Annotated in this window: 13 protein-coding genes, 1 other RNA gene and 1 pseudogene; 6 read left to right on the forward strand and 9 right to left on the reverse strand. The window is 75.5% G+C overall.

Annotation, left to right across the window (positions count from 1 at the left end; genetic code table 11):
- Positions 1-110: 110 nt before the first annotated feature.
- The 6 genes from ACIRYZ_RS04830 to lanL all read right to left on the reverse strand — a co-directional run bounded on the left by ACIRYZ_RS04830 (position 111) and on the right by lanL (position 9653).
- Positions 111-284 carry a hypothetical protein gene (locus ACIRYZ_RS04830; RefSeq protein ID WP_402939610.1) on the reverse strand — a complete coding sequence of 58 codons (174 nt, stop codon included), beginning with the start codon at positions 282-284 and terminating at the stop codon, positions 111-113.
- 163 nt (positions 285-447) lie between these two features.
- Entirely contained in the window at positions 448-2127 is a 1680-nt protein-coding gene (locus tag ACIRYZ_RS04835; protein ID WP_402939612.1) for an ATP-binding cassette domain-containing protein, read from the reverse strand.
- 413 nt (positions 2128-2540) lie between these two features.
- Positions 2541-4196, reverse strand: coding sequence for an ATP-binding cassette domain-containing protein (locus ACIRYZ_RS04840; RefSeq protein ID WP_402939615.1), 1656 nt, complete (start codon positions 4194-4196; stop codon positions 2541-2543).
- Positions 4197-4336: 140 nt separating this feature from the next.
- Positions 4337-4480 (reverse strand): VenA family class IV lanthipeptide, encoded by a 144-nt coding sequence (locus tag ACIRYZ_RS04845; RefSeq protein ID WP_157882160.1) that lies wholly within the window; start codon positions 4478-4480, stop codon positions 4337-4339.
- A 158-nt stretch (positions 4481-4638) separates the two neighbouring features.
- A complete protein-coding gene (locus ACIRYZ_RS04850; RefSeq protein ID WP_402939618.1) occupies positions 4639-6693 on the reverse strand; it encodes an alpha/beta hydrolase family protein in 2055 nt (684 codons plus the stop codon).
- Complete coding sequence (lanL, locus tag ACIRYZ_RS04855; protein WP_402939621.1) at positions 6690-9653, reverse strand: class IV lanthionine synthetase LanL; 2964 nt, start codon at positions 9651-9653, stop codon at positions 6690-6692. The genes ACIRYZ_RS04850 and lanL overlap by 4 nt, the downstream gene beginning before the upstream one ends.
- A 511-nt stretch (positions 9654-10164) precedes the next feature.
- Here lanL and ACIRYZ_RS04860 point away from each other — a divergent pair.
- The 3 genes from ACIRYZ_RS04860 to ACIRYZ_RS04870 are packed head-to-tail and all read left to right on the forward strand — an operon-like array spanning position 10165 to position 12912.
- Positions 10165-11001: a Nif3-like dinuclear metal center hexameric protein gene (locus ACIRYZ_RS04860; protein WP_393038281.1), complete on the forward strand. Its 837-nt coding sequence runs from the start codon at positions 10165-10167 to the stop codon at positions 10999-11001.
- 23 nt (positions 11002-11024) lie between these two features.
- The gene (locus ACIRYZ_RS04865) at positions 11025-11768 is read left to right on the forward strand and encodes a zinc ribbon domain-containing protein (RefSeq protein WP_387628738.1); all 744 of its coding nucleotides are present in this window, start codon (positions 11025-11027) and stop codon (positions 11766-11768) included.
- Positions 11769-11772: 4 nt separating this feature from the next.
- Positions 11773-12912, forward strand: a complete 1140-nt coding sequence (locus tag ACIRYZ_RS04870) for a bifunctional RNase H/acid phosphatase (protein ID WP_402939625.1) — start codon at positions 11773-11775, stop codon at positions 12910-12912.
- Between the two features lie 41 nt (positions 12913-12953).
- Here the strand turns inward: ACIRYZ_RS04870 and yaaA are convergent, their stop codons facing one another.
- Positions 12954-13739 (reverse strand): peroxide stress protein YaaA, encoded by a 786-nt coding sequence (gene yaaA / locus ACIRYZ_RS04875; protein WP_402939628.1) that lies wholly within the window; start codon positions 13737-13739, stop codon positions 12954-12956.
- A gap of 65 nt (positions 13740-13804) precedes the next feature.
- On the opposite strand from yaaA, the pseudogene ACIRYZ_RS04880 reads away from it, so the two are divergent.
- The 3 genes and pseudogenes from ACIRYZ_RS04880 to rnpB form a co-directional block, all read left to right on the forward strand.
- Positions 13805-15017: pseudogene (locus ACIRYZ_RS04880) on the forward strand (RNB domain-containing ribonuclease); the annotation flags it as partial.
- Between the two features lie 99 nt (positions 15018-15116).
- On the forward strand, positions 15117-16610 hold the full coding sequence (locus ACIRYZ_RS04885; protein ID WP_402939631.1) for an MFS transporter: 1494 nt from the start codon (positions 15117-15119) through the stop codon (positions 16608-16610).
- Positions 16611-16623: 13 nt separating this feature from the next.
- Positions 16624-17021: RNase P RNA component class A (gene rnpB / locus ACIRYZ_RS04890), an RNA gene on the forward strand.
- A gap of 82 nt (positions 17022-17103) precedes the next feature.
- Here rnpB and ACIRYZ_RS04895 read toward each other — a convergent pair.
- On the reverse strand, positions 17104-17361 hold the full coding sequence (locus ACIRYZ_RS04895) for a Prokaryotic metallothionein (RefSeq protein ID WP_393038708.1): 258 nt from the start codon (positions 17359-17361) through the stop codon (positions 17104-17106).
- A gap of 92 nt (positions 17362-17453) precedes the next feature.
- Positions 17454-17852, reverse strand: a complete 399-nt coding sequence (locus ACIRYZ_RS04900; RefSeq protein WP_393038711.1) for an ACT domain-containing protein — start codon at positions 17850-17852, stop codon at positions 17454-17456.
- Positions 17853-18020 lie beyond the last annotated feature (168 nt).

The raw sequence follows: 18020 nt of genomic DNA on the forward strand, positions 1-18020 counted from the left end.
CGTTCCGGCGGTGACGTTTCGGTGACGACGCGCGAGGGCCCGCCGGTGTGCTTCCGGCGGGCCCTCGTCGTGGTGTCTCCCTGGGGTCTTCCCCTGGCTCAGGCCTGTCCTCAGGCCTGAGCACCGGCCGCGCGGTGGCGGCCGTGCGGGTCGGAACGAGGAGTTTCGTCGGCCGCGGACGCGCCGCGGTGGCGGCCGTGCGTCGCGGTGTCCTCGGCCGTCTTCTCGTCGGCGTCGGTCCCGTTGGTCGCGGGTCCGGTGGTGTCGGTGAGGGTGTCGGACATGAGAATCGTCTTCCGTGCGAGGGTGCAGGTCATCGGCGCCCGTCCGGCGCCTGCGGCGCACGGTCGGGTCCCCGATCGGGCGCTCGGTACGCGCCCACAGCCGGTGATCGCGGCCCGTGCCCCGGCCACCATAACGGCCGGGACGGACGAGATCCTATCGAGATCATGACGCGAGTCCCGCGCCGAGCCAGTGTCCGACCAGCTCCCGGTAGAGCGGTGAGAGCACCTGCAGGTCCCCGTGCCGGGCGAGCACGCCCCGGCCACCGTCCAACAGCAGCACCCGGTCCGCCCGCAACGCCGAACTGATCCGGTGGGCGATCACCACCAGCGTCCCGTGCCGCGCGGCGAAGGCCCGTTCCACCCGCTCCTCGGCCGCCGCGTCCAGATGGCAGGTCGCCTCGTCCAGCACCACCAGCGACGCGGGCGACAGATACGTCCGCACCAGTGCGATCAACTGACACTCACCCGCCGACAGTCCATCCGGATCGCCCAGCGTGCCGTGCAGCCCGCCCAGCCGCTCCACCAACTCCCCGGCGCCCAGCAGCTCCACCGCCTCGGCCAGTCGCTCGTCGCTGCTGCCCGGGGCGAGCCAGGCGAGGTTCTCCCGTACCGACCCCGGAAACACATACGCCTCCTGCGGTAACAGCGAGGCCGGCGGCGCTGTCACCGTCCCCGCCGTCGGCACCACCAGGCCGGCCAACAGCGCCGCCAACGTCGACTTCCCGGTCCCGCTCGGCCCCACGACGGCGACGTGCTCCCCGGGGCGGAACACGGCGTCGAGCCCGTCGAGCACGGGGGCGGCGGTGAAGCCGTGCGCATACCGAACGCCGTGCAGCCGCACCTCTCCGGCGGGCGGCGGTGGGGCCTCGGGTGCGGCGCCCTCCGCGCCCGCGGCTTGCGCCCCGGGTGCCCGGCCGGCACCGCGCCGCCCGTCCGCGCCCGTCGTCGCACCGGACGGGTCGCCGTCGGCCGTGACCGTCGCCAGACGGTCCAGCACGACAGCGAGGTTGAGCAGCCACCCGCCGACCGTACCGGCCAAGGTCCGTACGGCCGGGTCGAGTTGTTGCAGCAGGTAGGTGGCGACGCCGAGCAGCTCGCCCGCGGTCAGCGCCTCGTGCGCGAGCAGCCACGGTGCCGCCGCGAGGACGGCCAGGACCGGCAGCCGTCCGCCGAGCGCCACGACGAGCGCACGCAGGGCCGAGGCCCGGCCCAGCGCCCGGGAGGCGGCCGCGCTCTCCTGCGCGGCCTCGGTCAGCGCCCGGGCGACCTCCTCCCCGGTGCCCGTCGCCTGGACATCGCGCAGCCCGTGAAGGGTTCGTCCGGCGTCGGCGGCGAGCCGCTCCTCCGCCAGCACGACCGCCCTCCGCCGGGACACCATCGGGCGCAGCAGCCGGACGAACAGCACCCCGGCCGCCGACAGCGGCAGCAGCACCAACGGCAGGACGGCGGGCGCCAGCAGCGTCAGCCCGATCAGGGCGGCGACCAGTGTGACCCCCACCCCGCGCAGGGTGCGGAGCAACGTCGCGGTCAACTGCCGCGCGGACTCGACCTGCTCGGTGAGCCTGGCGACCTCGGCCGGATCCGCCGAGGGGCGCGCGAGCGCACTGCGCACCACCCGCTCGACCAACGCGTCCCGCAGCGGCTCCACCACCCCCGCGAGGTACGGGAACCCGGCCCGCGCCGCGTACGCCCGAACCCCCATCGCCGCCCCGAACCCCGCCAACCAGGCCACCCCGACTGCCGGCCGCCCGGCCAGGAACCCCTGATCGACCGCGGCCGAGACGAACAACCCGGAGAGCAGCGGCGGCAGCGCCTCCACCCCGGACCACAGGAGCAGCCGCACCAACGCCCCCCGGGTGCTCCCCAACTGCCGGAACAGCAACCCCCACCCCGGCCCTCCGAACCCCGAGACCCGCCGCCTCCGCCGCCCACCCGGAGCCTGAACGGCCCGTTGCCGCGTGAGAAGTCGGCCCCGCCGACTTCTCACGCGGGCGCGCGCGGCTGGGGAGCGCGCTGAGGTGAGGCTCTGTGGAGTGCGGAGTCGGCCGTGTCGACCTTCCGCGTGGGAGCTCATTCGGTCTGCTGCGGTGGGTTGCATGGGTGGTCGGTTCAGCCGGCTTTCCGTGTGGTCGGGTTGTTCGGGTCGCACGGGAAGTCGATCTGGCCGACTTCCCGTGGAGGTGGGTGTGCGCGGTCCGGGGTGCTTCTCCGCTCGGGTCGGCTTTCTGTGCGGCCGCGGCAGCCGCGGGCCCGGGGTCAGGCGGTGGCGGCGCTCAGTGCCGTGTCGGACAGGGCCGCGCGGTAGTCGGGGTGGGGGAGGAGGGTGGTGTGGGGGGCCAGGGCGCGGAGGTGGCCGGCGTCGAGCCAGGCGACGAGGTCGGCGCGGGCGGCGACGGTGGCGCGGTGGGCGATGACGAGGCGGGTGCGGCCGTGGGTGGCGCGATCGAGGGCCTGGGTGACCTGGTACTCGGTGGCGAGGTCCAGGCCGGAGGTGGCGTCGTCGAGGATGACGACCCGGGTGGGGCGGGCCAGGAGGCGGGCGAGACCGAGGCGTTGCAGTTCGCCACCGGAGAGGTGGAGGTCGTCCAGCGGGGTGTCCCACCCCTGGGGAAGCCGTTGCAGGAAGCCGTCCGCCCGGGCGGACGCCGCCTCGTCCGGGCCGGCTCCGCCCAGCGCGTCGCGGACGGTACGGCCGACCAGTGACGGACGGGCGAAGGCGTAGCCGACCGCCTGCCGCAGCTCGGCGGCCGACAGAGCGCCCACCGGGACGCCGTCGATCAGTACGGTGCCCTCGTCCGGGTCGCGCAGCCGTCCGGGCAGGGCGGCCAGCAGCGACTTGCCGGAGCCGGAGCGTCCTACCAGGGCGACCGTACGGCCGCCGGGGACGGTGAGGTCGAGCGGCCCGAGCAGCACCCGGTCGCCGTCGCGCACCACCACGCCCCGCAGCGAGACCTCCCCGGGCCCGCCCGCCGGGAGCGCCGCCGTACCGATCGGCGCGGGCGCGAGGGCCAGCAGGTCGTCCACCCGGGCCTGTCCGGCGCGCGCGTGCGCGACCCCGACGAGCGCCTCGACCTGCTCGAACAGCCCCGCGCCCAGCGCCGCCCAGCCCGCCGCCGCGGCGAGCGCGCCGGGGGCGAGGGCGCCGTCCGCGAGCAGAGTGCCGGCGGTGGTGAGCACCGCGACCTCGACCAGGGCGATCAGCGCGGTCGCCTGCCAGGCGGTGCGCCGCTGCGCCGCCCAGAGCGCGTGCCCGGCCGCGGAGAGTTCCGGCAGTGGCGCCAACACCCGTGCGGACTCGCGCTGTTCGGCCCGTGCGGCGTGAATGCTGCGCAGTCCGGAGAGGGCGCCGCTGAGCCGGGCGGCGATCTCGGCCTGGACCTCCTGGTAGCGGGCGAAGACCGGCCGGGCCTGGCGTAGGAAGAGCCGGATCAGCAGCACACCGGGCACCACGCCCGCGAAGAAGGCCAGTGCCAGCCACGGCGACAGCACCGCGAGCCCGAGGATCGCGCCCACCGAGGTGAGCAGCGCCGTGGCGGCGCCGAGGGCGGCGGGCAGCCGGCCGCCCGCGTCGCCCGCCGAGCCCAGCAGCCGGGCGGCGAGGTCGCCGGGAGGTGGCCCGCCGTGCAGTCGGCCGCCCGGCCCGAGGGTGAGCAGGTGGCGGACCAGGCGTCCGCGCAGGGCGGCGGTGGCCTCAGCCGAGCAGGCCGGTCCGGCGGCCGCGGCGGTGGCGTCGGCGGCGGCCGCAGCGCCCAGGGTGCCGGCGAGCAGCGCGAAGGCGCCGGGCCCGGACCGGTGGCCGAGGACGGCGTCGACGGCTCCGGCGAGCACGGCCGGCAGCGCGAGGGTGGTGGCGGCCCCGACCGGCAGGGCGACGCCCAGGGCGAGGGTCCATCCGGTGGGGAGGCGGGGCAAGTCATGGCTCCCGTCGGTGAATCGGGAAGTCAACGGAAGGGGAAGTCGGCCGGAGTGGACCGAGGAAGACGGGTGCCGTCCCCGCCTGTCCGGACAGGCAGGGACGGCACCCGCGGGCTACCGCCTGGTCAGCCGATGGCTCAGCTGTTGGTGAAGATCAGGCAGGTCAGGATGAGACAGGTGTACTGGCAGCCGCTGCCGTGGCCGGTCAGCTCGACGGACTCGGTCTCCGGCAGGTCCTGCAGCGCCGCGAGATCGGTCTCGAAGTCCACCATGTTCTCCATGATCGGGTCCTCCCCTTGGGTTCACGCCCGCCGCGATCTGCCTGCGGGCGTCGGGTGTCGCCCCCCGGGCGGCCTCCATCCGCCGCACCGGGGGTGGTGCCCCGGACCGCTGTGGGTCCGGGAGTCTGTGGGAAGCCGGGGTCAGTCCGGCGTCGGGATCAGCCCGGCCGGCCGGTCCGCAGGAAGGCGGCCAGCAGCTCGTGCAGCACGGCGGCGCCCTCCTCGGCGAGCACCTCGTGCCCGGATCCGGCCGCCTCGACGTACCGGAAGTCCGCGCCCTCGACCCGGCCGATCCGCAGCAACTCGTGCCGCAGTGACCGGGATTGGCTGACCGGTACGACCTCGTCCCGGTTGCCGTGCACCACCAGCAGCGGCGCGCTCAGCCGGTGCGCCAGCTGGAGGACGTCGCGCGGGCCGCGGGCGTCGGCGATCGGCTCGCCGCCGCCCAGTCGAGTGGTCAACGCCCGTACGGGGGGCGCCGCTTCGGCCAGCAGTCGGGCGCCGGACAGGAACGGCGCGACCACCGCGCAGCGGGCGACCTGCTCGGCCGGCGCGTGCGCGGCGGCCAGCAGCGCCAGGAACGCGCCGTAACTGACGCCGAACAGTGCGGGCGGTTCCAGGCCGAGCGCCGCACGCTGGCCGGCGATGCCGTCCAGCAGGTACAGCACGTCGTCCAGGTCGGGTCCGCCCCAGGCGCCCCGGATGGCCAGCGCGTGCGGTACCCCGTAGCCGGTGGAGCCGCGTTGGTTGGGCGCGACCACCGCCAGGCCTTCGGCGGCCATCCGTTGCAGCGCCGGGTCGAACTCCAGCCGCCAGGCGTCCGCCGGGCCGCCGTGCAGGGCCAGCACCAGGTGCGGGCTGCTCAGCCAGGCGTCCCCGCCGTACACCACGGCCTCCAACGGACCTGCCGGGCCCGCCAGTTCGAGGCTCTGCGCGGGCTGCCAGCGGCCGCCGTCGCCGGGTGGCGTGCTGCCGTCGAGGCGCCAGCCGGCGGGCGGGGTGCGGGCGGCGCGCAGCCCGCCGGGCTGCCAGGGCAGGACGGTGTCCCGCCACGGGCCGGGCAACCCCGAACCCAGCGGCGCGAGTTGGAGCGGCAGCGGCACGGGGCTGGAACCGGCCGGGACCGGGCCGTGTGCCAGCAGTGCGTCCACGTCCAGGGTGGCCAGTGCCGCCGGGTGGTCGGGCGAGGAGTAGGGGAGTCGCAGCCCCGCCTCGCTCCAGTGCGCGACCGCGCCGAGCCGCCCGGGCGGCACCGGCAGCGGGTCCAGCCGGCCGGCGCCGGGCCGCCACAGGGCGAGCGCCGACCCGGCGCCGTGGTCGATCTGTACGGCTACCCGGGGGCCGTCCGCCGCCTGCCGCAGTGCGACCGGCCGCAGGAACATGCCCGCGACGTGCAGGCATTCCGGGAACCGCAGCGGTTCGCCGCCGCCCAGGACGCCCCAGCCGAGCCGGTCGGTGCCGGGCGCGTCGCTGCGCACCATCGCGAAGCGGGTGCCCGGGTCGAACAGCACCAGCCGGTCGTTGCTGCGCTCGCCGACCTCCAGCAGCGGGGTGGTGGTCCCGCTGCGCAGGTCCAGTACGACGGTGCGGACCAGTCCGCCGGCCACCCGGTCCAGCGCGAGCAGCGCGCCCGCGTGGTCCAGCCAGGCGCCGCCGCCGTGCAGGCCGGGGATCTCGGCGAGCTGCTCGGGCTGGCTGCCGTCCGCCCGGACCAGCCAGACGGTGGTCGCCGGACGGGTGTCCGTGCCGAGTGCGAGCGCCACCGGGGTGCGCGGGCCGGCGTGGGGTGGCACCGGGAGCGGCAGCAGGCGCAGTCCGGGCATCCGGAACGCGGCCAACTGCTCTTCCACGGCGGTGTTTTCGCCATGCGAGCCAGGCAGGCCGGACGGGCCTGGCGAGCCGGATGAGCCGTGCGAGCCGGATGGGCCGGGCGAGAGGCGGACCAGGTCGTGCCGCTCGCCGTCGTGCCGGCAGATCAGCGCCGAGCCGTCGGGCAGCGCGACCAGCTGTGAGCGGAGGTTCTCCGAGCGGTTGCCGGACAGCGGCAGCGCGGTCGGTACGGCCGGTTCGCCGTTCGACGGAAGTCGCCAACTCTCCACGTACCAGCCGCTGTCGGCGGCCGCGGCGAGGCAGGCCGCGTGGCTGCCGCCGGCGGCGAAGGTGAAGCTGAGGCGCCGCAGGGCCTGGGTGGTGGTGCGGGTGGCCACGTTCATGCCTCGCTCACCCCGCCTGTGCCGGAGGGGAGTCGGCGTTCCGCGGGCGGGACCGGGTCGAGCCAGAGCCGGGGGCCGCCGTGACGCAGCCGGAGCAGGAAGGCCAGCGGGCCCGCGGTGCCGGTGCCGTAGGCGGTGGCGCAGCCGGTACCGGTCTCGTCGGGGAGCGTCAGCAGGCCGTCGCGCAGGGCGGCTCGGGAGGCGATCAGCTGCGCCAACTCCTCGGCGCCGGTGCGGAATTCGGGATCTCCGGTGGCCTCGGCGAGGTCCAGCAGGTACTCGCCGTCGCCGGCCAGCCCGTGGCAGGCGCTCACCCCGCTGTGCCAGCGGCCGGCCAGCACGGCCCGCCCGGCGGCGCGGGCGAGGTCGAGGGTGGCGGGCTCGCCGGTGGCCCGCCAGAGCCGGAGCAGGAAGCTGCCCGCGCCGGAGGAGCCGCTGCACCAGTGGGAGAGCCGGATGTGCTCGGGGTCGGCCGCGCTCTGCGGCCACCAGGCGGTCCGCCGGTCAGAGCCCCACCGTACGGTCGCGGCGAGCGTCCGCCCGGCGTCGGCGGCGGCGGCCAGCGCGTCGGCGGCCAGCGGGCCGGTGGCGAGAGTGCCGGAGGTGAGGGCGCCGGAGGTGAGAGGGCCGTCGCGCAGGTCATCGACGGTGAGAGCTTCGGCGACGGCGAGAAGGAAGGCGCCCACGCCCGCCACCCCGTGCGCGAAACCGAGATGGGTGATCCCCGCGAGCGCCGAGTCGAAGTCCGCCGGCACCGGCCAGACCGCCCCGTACGGCTCCTGCCGCGCGGCGGCGAGCAGGGTTCGGGCGCAGTCGGCGGCCCGGGAAAGGAAGCCGTCGCCGGAACCGCCGCCGGAGTCCTCGCCGAAGTTCTCGCCGAAGTTCTCGGCGGCGAAGCGCAGTTGGGCGAAGCCCGCGCCTGCCGCGCCGTGGCACACGTCGGGGTTGGGCCATTCGACGGCGACCCGGCGGGCGAGCGTGGCGGCCCGCTCGGCCAACCCGGCGTCGCCGAGTGCGCGGGCGGCGTCCAGCAGCGCCCACGCCGTGCCCGACCGCCCGAAGTGCAAGCCGGGCAGCACCACCGGTTCGGCCGCGACGCGCCGCTCGATCCAGTTCGCGGCGGTACGGGCCGTGCGCGCGGCCTGCGCCCGGACGTCCTCCGGTAGCCCGTCGGCCGTCACGGCCCGCGCCAGGACGGCGAGCACACCGGCCGCGCCGTGCTGGACGTTGCACGGGTCCGTCCGTTCTCCGGCGGGGACGACGGGCCAGAGCCGGTCGGCCCGCTCGGGCGTCGCGGTGGCGGTGAGGTGTCGCAGGCCGTCGCACAGCAGCCGGTCGAGTGGCAGTCGGTCGAGCGGCGGGCCGTCGCCGCGCAGCACGGCGGCGCCCGCGCCCTGCCGGGCGGCGGCCGCATGCCACAGCGGACTGACGGTGACCGGAGCGACGCCGCCCAGCTCCGCCCGAGCCCTCGCCACCCCCCACCGCTGCCCCGGTTCATCCGCCCGCAGCCCCAGCACCACCGGCGCCAGCCGCCGCGCCGTCGCACCCGTGCGGGCCGCGAGGGCGAGCCAGCGCCCGAGGCGCTCGGCGACCGGACGGGCCTGCGGCGGATCCTCCGGCAGGTCTTCCGGCAGCAGCGGGTCGTGCCCGGTCGCGAGCAGGAAGAACAGCCCACCGAGCGCGTACAGGTCGACGGCCGGGTCGGCGATGCAGGAGCCGGCCAGGGCCAGTCGCCCCTGCTCCGGGGCCCGGTAGCCGGGGGTGCCGGCCGAGCCGGCCCGGTGGCCGGTCTCGGCGGCGAGTTCGAGGTCGACCAGCCGCAGGCCGCCGTCCGGGCGGACCATCACATTGCCGGGGGAGAGGTCGCGCAGCACCAGCCCCTGGGCGTGCACCCGCTCGACCAGGTCGAGCAGCCCGTGCACCACCGGCTCGGCCTCGGCCCAGTCCACGTCCGGGCTGCCGTCGCGGCGCAGCCGGGCGGCGACCCAGGCGCCCAACGGCTGTCCGGCGATTCGTTCCTGCACCAGGAAGACGGAGTCGTCCTGCTCGATCAGTTCGACGGCGTGCGGCGCCAGCTCCTGCCCGTCCAGCCGGGCGAGCAGCGCGGCCTCGTGCCGCAGCGCGTCGCGGGCGTCCGTCCCGGCGCGGTCGACCTCGATGTGCGCGCGGGCCTGCTTGACCACGACCTCCGCGCCGCCGGCCGCCTCCCGCCCGAGGAACACGCCCCCCTTCGCGCCGTGCCGTACGGCGGCGGTCACCGCGTACCGCCCGGCCAGCAGCACCCCGCCCTTGCGCCGCCCGGCGGTGGGAGGGGAGAACGGGTCCCGCACCCACCCCGGCACCCGGTACGACCCCCCGCGCACGTCCTCAACCCGCTCCCCGCCGGGCCCGCGCAGCACGGACCGGTACTCCCCGTCGTTGCCCAGCTCCGCCCGCGACGCGAACGCGCCGTACCGGTAGTGCACCCGGCTGCCCGGCCGGTACGGCCGGTCCGACAGCACCACCGGCCCCGGCAGCCCGGCCGTGGCCCGGTCCAGCTCGGCCGCCAGCCGCTGGAACTGCGCATCGTCCGCCGGGTAGACGGTGATGAACTTGCCCGCCGAACCCCGCTCGCTGTTGCGGGAGTTGAGCTCGCGCAGGCGCTCCTCCCCGGCGGCGAACTTGAAGTCGCACGGGTCGGCGGCGAGCACCCGCACCACCGCCGCGAGCACCTCCCCGCCCACCACCGACGCCGCGCTGACGTGGAGCTTCCAGCCCTGCTCCGGTAGGGGCGATGACGCGGACGGCCTGGCCGTGCACCAGAAGCCGCCGACGGTGACGTCCCAGTCGCCGTCGCCTCCCCGGCCTCCGGCACCGGCCAGCGCCGCCCGCGTCGTCTCCGGCCACGAACCGGCCGCACCCGGCTCGCGCCCCGCCGACCCCCGGCCCCCGGCCGTACGCAGCGATGTGCCCGCCGCCATTCGCCACCACATCCCTTCGTCTCGACCGCCGTGTCCGGGTGCCACTGCTCGGCACCCGGACACGGCGGCACGGCCTGATCGGTTTCCTCGGAAGGAGCGGGAGCGCCGCTCCGGCGCGGGAGTCCTCACCCGGACCTCCGACCCACCGGTCGGGGCTACTGCCGGGGCAACTCCCGTTCGCAGGACTGAAGTTAGTTTCGAGAAATCCGGCGGCTCAACGCAGAGCCGGTCACTTCACTCGTAAGGGTGATCCAGGGGCGGTTTCGAATTCGTACGAGAACCCTGCTGTGAGTAGCAGGCGCGGGGCGCGCGGGAGCGCGCGGCCCGCGCGGGGCGCATCCGACGCCTCCGTCGCAGGTTGACGCGCATCCGTGCGCCCACGGCACCCGCGTCCGAACACCCCGGGCGGTGACGTCCGAACACCCCGGGCGGCTACGCCCGGACACCCGAGGACGCCGCCCCCCGAACGGCCGAGGCCCGACCGCCCCCGCGCGCACGGTAGTCTCGACAGGTGCCGAAACTGTCCGACGTCATCACCGCGCTCGAAGAGGTCTACCCTCCGCAGTGGGCGGAGTCCTGGGACGCCGTCGGCCTGGTCTGCGGAGACCCTCAGGCCGAGGTCAGCCGCGTGCTGTTCGCCGTCGACCCCGTCCAGGCGGTCGTCGACGAGGCCGTGGAGTGGGGCGCCGACCTCGTCGTCACCCACCACCCCCTCTACCTGCGCGGCACCACCAGCGTCGCCGCCACCACCTTCAAGGGCCGGGTGGTGCACACGCTGATCACCAACGGCATCGCGCTGCACGTAGCCCACACCAACGCCGACCACGCCGACCCCGGCGTCTCGGACGCGCTCGCCGAGGCGGTCGGCCTGCGGGTCACCGGCCCGCTGGTGCCGGACCCGACCGATCCGCTGGGCCGCCGCGGCACCGGCCGGATCGGCCTGCTGGAGCCCCCGCTGACCCTGTCCGCCTTCGCCGCGCAGGTCGCCACGGGCCTGCCTGCCACCGCCGCCGGGGTGCGCGTCTCCGGCGACCCGAACCGGCTGGTCAGCCGGGTCGCGGTGTGCGGTGGCTCGGGCGACAGCCTCTTCGCCGACGTACGGGCGGCCGGCGTGGACGCCTACGTGACCGCCGACCTGCGCCACCACCCGGCGTCCGAGGCCGCCGAGGCCGCGCCCGTCGCGCTGATCGACGCCGCCCACTGGGCCACCGAGTGGCCCTGGCTCGCGCTGGCCGAGCGCGCCCTGCGGGGCGCCGCCGACGAGCGCGGCTGGGCCGTGGAGACCAAGGTCTCCCACCGGGTCACCGACCCGTGGACCGCGCACGCCCCCATGTCCTTCACCGCCTGACCCGATTCACAGGAGCTTTCCGCTTGAACGCCGCGCCCGCCGACCAGATCCGCCTGCTCGACCTCCAGGCCATCGACTCGAAGCTCGACCAGCTGGCCCACCGGCGCCGGAGCCTGCCGGAGCACGCCGAGATCGAGAAGGCCACCGCCGACCACACCGCCCTCAAGGACCTCGTCGTCGCCGCCGAGGCCCAGAAGGGCGACACCGCCCGCGAGCTGACCAAGGCCGAGCAGGACGTCGAGCAGGTCCGCTCCCGCGCCGCCCGCAACCAGCAGCGCCTGGACTCCGGCGCGATCACCTCGCCGAAGGACCTGGAGAACCTCCAGCACGAGATCGGCTCGCTGGCCAAGCGCCAGGGCGACCTGGAGGAGGTCGTGCTGGAGATCATGGAGCGCCAGGAGACCGCCAAGGCCCGGGTCGAGGAGCTGAGCGCCCGCCTGGAGCACTCCACCGTCGTCCTCACCGAGGCCGAGGGCCGCCGCGACGCCGCCTTCGCCGAGATCGACGGCGAGGCCGAGAAGGTCAAGCGCGACCGCGAGACCGTGGCCGCCGTCATCCCCGCCGACCTGCTGAAGGTCTACACCAAGCTGCGCGAGACCCAGGGCGGCGTCGGCGCGGCCCGCCTCTACCAGCGCCGCTGCGAGGGCTGCCGCACCGAGTTCTCGATCACCGAGCTGAACGCCATCAAGGCCGAGCCGGCCGACAAGGTCGTCCGCTGCGAGAACTGCTCGCGGATCCTGGTCCGCACCGCCGACTCGGGCGTCTGAGCCGGTGACGGCGCGCTTCATCGTCGAGGCCGACGGCGGGTCCCGGGGCAACCCGGGGCCGGCCGGTTACGGCGCGGTGGTCCGGGACGGCGACACCGGGCAGATCGTCGCGGAAGCCGCCGAGTTCATCGGCCACGCCACCAACAACGTGGCCGAGTACCGGGGCCTGATCGCCGGCCTCAAGGCGGCCCGCGAGCTCGACCCGGACGCCTCGGTGGACGTCCGGATGGACTCCAAGCTGGTCGTCGAGCAGATGTCCGGGCGCTGGAAGATCAAGCACCCCGACATGCGGCCGCTCGCCGCCGAGGCGCGCACGCTCTTCCCGGGCGGCCGGGTCACCTACACCTGGATCCCGCGCGAGCGGAACAAGGACGCCGACCGGCTGGCCAACGAGGCCATGGACGCCGGCCAGGCGGGCCGCCGGTGGGAGCCGAAGGCCAAGGCCAAGGCCGTGGTCGCCGACGAGCCGCCGCTGGAGACTCCCGCCCCGAAGGCCGGCTGGGCCGCCCCCGCCGACCTCGGCACCCCCACCACCTTCGTCCTGCTGCGCCACGGCGAGACCCCGCTCACCCCGGAGAAGCGCTTCTCCGGCAGCGGCGGCACCGACCCGGAGCTCTCCGACAAGGGTCGCTGGCAGGCCGAACGGGCCGCCGAGGCGCTGGCCGCGCGCGGCAGCATCCAGGCGGTCGTCGCCTCCCCGATGCGCCGCACCCGGCAGACCGCCGAGACCGTCGCCGCCCGGCTCGGCCTGGAGGTCCGGATCGAGGACGGGCTGCGCGAGGTCGACTTCGGCGACTGGGAGGGCCTGACCTTCGCCGAGGTCCAGGAGCGCTACCCGGACGACCTGTCGGCGTGGCTCGGCTCCGCCAAGGCCAAGCCGACCGGCAGCGGCGAGAGCTTCACCACGCTCACCCACCGGGCCGGCGTCGCCCGGGACAAGATCCTCGCCCGGTACGCGGGGAAGACCGTGCTGGTGGTCTCGCACGTCAGCCCGATCAAGACCCTGGTCCGGCTGGCGCTCGGCGCCCCGCCGGACTCGATGTACCGGATGGAGCTGTCCGCCGCCTCGATCTGCGCCGTCCAGTACTACGCCGACGGCAACGCCTCGCTGCGGCTGCTCAACGACACCTCGCACCTGCGCTGACGTCGGCGGTCGGGCGGGCCCCCGGGCCGGCCCGACCCCGCTCAGTGCACGTCCGTGACCACCACGTCCAGCTGCCACGGCTTGCGCGCCGTGCCCTCCGCCGCCAGCTCGACCCGGTGGCCCAGCCCCAGCAGCGCGTCCATCAGCTCGCCCGGCGTCTTCGGCTCGGCCCCGGTGACCAGCAGGTCCCGGACCAGCCGGCCCTTGGTCGCCTTGTTGAAGTGGCTGACCACCGTGCGCTTGCCGCCCCGCTCCTGCAGCACCCGGACGGTCGCGGTCCGGGCGGCCACCTCGCCGGCCGGCTTCCAGGCCGCCGCGTACGCGGAGCTGCGCAGGTCCAGCACCAGCCCGTCCGCCACCTCCGGCAGCACCGCGGCCATCGCGCCCCGCCAGTACGCGCCGAGCGCCCCCGGGCCGGGGAGTTTCACACCCATCGAGCAGCGGTAGGACGGGATCCGGTCCGAGATCCGCACCGCGCCCCACAGCCCGGAGAACACCAGCAGCGAGCGCTCGGCCCGGCCGTACGCGGCGGCGTCCAGGGTGGCCAGGCCCAGGTTGTCGAACAGCACCCCGGTGTACACCTCGGCCGCCGGACGGGCCCCCGCCGTCGGCAGGCCCGCGTTCTTGGCGATCTCGCCGCGCAGGCCGGGGGTGAGGCCCAGCACCTCGGCGGCGGTGTCCTCGTCACCCCGGCAGAGGCCGACCAGCGCGTCCAGCACCGCACCGCGCGCCGCCGTCAGCCCCGGCAGCGACAGCCGGTCGAGCGCGGCCGGCTCGCCGTCCCCGGACCCGGCCTTGCCCTCCGAGGGCGGCAACAGCACCAGCACAGCGGACTCCTCAACAGTTTGTGGCGGACCAACCCCGCCACCCTACTGCGGCCGCTCCGGCCCCCGACGCCGCCCAGAGGGTCGAGACGCTGTACTTCCCGGACCACCGCGTCCCGCTGCACCCCGCCCGGATCTCCGAGGACGCCGCCAGCCTGCTGCCCGGCGAGCCGCGTCCCGCCCTGCTCTGGCGGCTGGACCTGGACGCCGACGGCGCCGTCGTCCTGGCGGACGTCCGCCGCGCCATGGTCCGCTCGCACCGCCGCCTGGACTACGCCGCCGTCCAGCGCGCCGTGGACCTCGGCGGCGCCGACGAGCAGCTCGCCCTGCTCGCCACCGTCGGCCGGCTGCGCGAGGAGCAGGAGCGGGCCCGGGGCGGGATCAGCCTGTCGGTGCCCGAACAGGAGGTCGAGGAGACCCTGCACGGCTACGTCCTCGGCTACCGCGCGCCGAGCCCCGCCGACGGCTGGAACGCGCAGATCTCGCTGCTCACCGGCATGGCCGCCGCCGAACTGATGCTGGACGCCGGCGTCGGCCTGCTGCGCACCCTGCCGGCCGCGCCCGCCGCCGCGTACGAGCGGCTGCGCCGAATCGGCGCCGCGCTGGACGTGGACTGGCCGCAGGCGCTCCCGTACCCGGAGCTGATCCGCTCGCTGGACCCGGAAGCGCCGCTGAACGCCGCCTTCCTCAACGCCTGCACCGGGCTGCTGCGTGGCGTCGGTTACCACGCCTTCGACGAGTCCCGCGGGCTGCCCGCCCGAGCCGGGCCACGCCGCGCTGGCCGCCCCGTACGCGCACTGCACCGCGCCGCTGCGCCGGCTCGGCGACCGCTTCGCGCAGGAGGTGTGCGCGGCGGTGGCGGCGGGGGAGGACGTGCCGGACTGGGCGCGCGAGGCGCTGCCGGCCGTACCGGCGCTGATGGCGAGCGGGGACCGCCGGGCGGCCGAGGTGGAACGGGCCTGCGTGGACCTGGTGGAGGCGGAGCTGCTGGTCGGCCGGGAGGGCGAGGACTTCTCCGCGGTGGTCATCGAGGTGGACGGGAAGCGCCCCGGCTCCGGCACCGTCCAGCTGCGCGGGCCCGCCGTCCGGGCCCGCTGTGACCGCGCCGGCCCGGCCGACGGCGCAGGCGGACCAGGCGGAGCCGACCACGCCGAGGGCGCCGCGGACGGCGCCGCGGACGGCACCGCCGCCGGGCGGCCGCTCCCGCTCGGCCGGGTGATCGGCGTCCGCCTGACCATGGCTGATTCGGCCACCCGGACGGTCCGCTTCGCCGCCGTCTGAGCGGCCCCCCGCACGGTCGCGGTCCGTGCACCGCGGAGCCGCCACCCGGACGGTCCGATTCGTGGCCCCGCGCCTGCCAGCGGATGGGAAGATCGGTCCGTGTCCCATGCCGCCTCACTCGACGCCCCCGCCTCCGGGCGACGCCGCCGTCTGCTCGTCCTCGCGATCTGCTGTATGAGCCTGTTCATCGTCGGCCTGGACAACACCGTGGTGAACATCGCCCTGCCGGCGATCCAGAAGGACCTGGACGCCCCGGCCTCCGGGCTGCAGTGGATCATCGACGCCTACACCCTGGTGCTGGCCTCGCTGCTGATGCTGTTCGGTTCGGTGGCCGACCGCTTCGGCCGCCGCCGGGTGTTCCAGATCGGGCTGACCTGCTTCGCGCTCGGCTCGCTGCTGTGCAGCCTGGCGCCCGACCTGGAGTGGCTGGTGGTGTTCCGGGCGGTGCAGGCGGTGGGCGGCTCGATGCTCAACCCGGTGGCGATGTCGATCATCACCAACACCTTCACCGACCCGAAGGAGCGGGCCCGGGCGATCGGCGTCTGGGGCGGCGTGGTCGGCATCTCGATGGCGCTCGGGCCGCTGCTCGGCGGCTTCCTGGTGAACGGCGCGGGCTGGCCCTCGATCTTCCTGATCAACGTCCCGGTGGCGCTCGCCGCCATACTGCTGACCGCCCGTTACGTCCCCGAGTCGCGCGCGCCGAGGCCGCGCCGGCTGGACCCGGTGGGGCAGTCGCTGATGATCGTCCTACTGGGCTGTGGCACCGCCGCGATCATCGAGGGCCCGGGCAACGGCTGGACCTCCCCGCTGATCCTCGCCCTGGCCGCCACGGCGGTGGCCGCGCTGGTCGCCTTCCCGCTCTGGGAGCGGCGGGTGGCCGAGCCGCTGGTGGACCCACGGTTCTTCGCCAGCGCCCCGTTCACCGGCGCCACCGTCACCGCGGTCTGCGCGTTCGCCGCGCTCGGCGGCTTCCTCTTCCTCAACACCCTCTACCTGCAGGACGTCCGGCACTACGACCCGGTCGAGGCGGGTCTGTGGACGCTGCCGATGGCCGGGATGATGCTGGTCTGCGCGCCGCTGTCCGGACGGATCGTCAGCAGCCGGGGTCCGCGCGTGCCGCTGGCCGTGGCCGGGTTCTGCCTCGCCGCGAGCGGCCTGCTGCTCACCCGGCTGTCCGCCGACTCGCCGTCGGCGCTGCTGCTGGTCGCGTACGCGCTGTTCGGCTTCGGCTTCGGCATGGTGAACCCGCCGATCACCAACGCGGCGGTCTCCGGCATGCCGCGCGCCCAGGCAGGCGTGGCCGCGGCGGTCGCCTCGACCAGCCGGCAGGTCGGCCAGTCGCTGGGTGTGGCGGTGATCGGCACGGTCGTCACCTCGGCCGTGGTCGGCCCGGTGGCCACCGGCTTCGCCCCGGCCAGCCACGCCGGCTGGTGGATCCTGGTCGGCCTGGGTGCCGTGATCCTCGCCCTCGGGCTGCTCACCACCACGGCCTGGGCCACCGGCACCGCCGCCCGGGTGGCGGCCCGCCTCGGCGCCGAGCCGCCCGTGGCCCGGTCCGGTGTACGGGAGGCCCCGCCCGAGCGGCTACGATGACCACTACGGCGGAAGAGCCGGCCGGGCGGTCGCGACGGGTCCCTGACCCGCCGAGGAACGTCCGGGCTCCACAGAGCAGGGTGGTGGGTAACGCCCACCCGGGGTGACCCGCGGGACAGTGCCACAGAAAACAGACCGCCCACCGCTACGGCGCGTGGGTAAGGGTGAAACGGTGGTGTAAGAGACCACCAGCGACCGGGGTGACCCGGCCGGCTAGGTAAACCCCACCTGGAGCAAGGTCAAGATCGGTGCCCTCGGGCACCGTGCGCGGACGTCTGAAGGCTGCTCGCCCGAGTCCGCGGGTGGACCGCACGAGGCTGTCGGCAACGGCAGCCCTAGATGGATGGCCGCCTCCCCGGGCCGCGCGAGCAACCCGGGAGACAGAACCCGGCGTACAGGCCGACTCTTCCGCCCCTGAACATCCGAAGGCCCTCCGGCCCGCGCTTCCTGCGCGGGCCGGAGGGCCTTCGTGCGTCGTGGGGCGTGGCGGGGTTCAGCCGGGGTGGGAGCCGACGGCGTCGCGGATCTGTTCGCCGAGGCCGCCGTTGACGCGGGCGCAGTTGGCGCAACAGAAGAACATGCCGGCCACCTCGACGCCGTGGCCGACGATGCGGACGGTGCAGTGTTCGCAGCGGGGGGCGAGCTTCTCCATCGCGCACTCGAAGCTGTCGAAGGTGTACGTGTCGCCGGTGACCGTCTTGATCTCGAAGGCGAGCCAGTAGTCGTTGCCGCAGGTGACGCAGATGGCCATGGCGGCCGTCTCCTTCCGGTGGGGCCGGCCCTGGCGGGGCGGCTGTCTCCAGTGTCGAAGGGTCGGTCGGCGGCGGCCACCCGGCGGGACCGTCAGGCGGAGCGGGCGGAGAACTCCTCCAGGGCGCGGACGGCGCGGTCGGCGTCGTCGGCGGCGACGAACAGGTGGTCGTGGTGGAAGCCGGCCACGACGTTGCAGCTGATGCCCTCCTCGGCGAGCCGCCCGGCCACGGCGGCGGTCAGTCCGACGGCCTCCAGCGCCGAGTGGATCTGCAGGGTGATCCAGGCCGCGACGTACTCGTAGCGCAGCCCGAGCGCATCGGCCTCCTCCTGGGCGACGACCATCGTCACCCCTTCGGGTTCGGCGACAGTCACCACCGGCCGCATCCCGGCGGGCACCTTCGCGGGGAGGGTGCAGTAGACGTACCGCCCCGGGTGGAGCTGCGGTCGCATCCCGCGCAGCAGGGTCGCAAGGTCTCGTTCACCGGCCATGCCCGTCACCGTAGCCGCCGACAGGCCCGCGCGCCCTGTGGGACGGCCGTGTCGTCGGCCGGGGCCGCTGTGTCGTTATTCGTTGACGAGCGACAGTCGCCGATATATCGTCGAACTATCGAGACAGTAACTCGACTGTTTCGGTGAACAAGGAGGTGGGCGCCATGC

Origin of the sequence: Kitasatospora sp. NPDC101155 (assembly GCF_044768305.1) — a bacterium.
In the GTDB taxonomy this organism is placed as follows: domain Bacteria; phylum Actinomycetota; class Actinomycetes; order Streptomycetales; family Streptomycetaceae; genus Kitasatospora.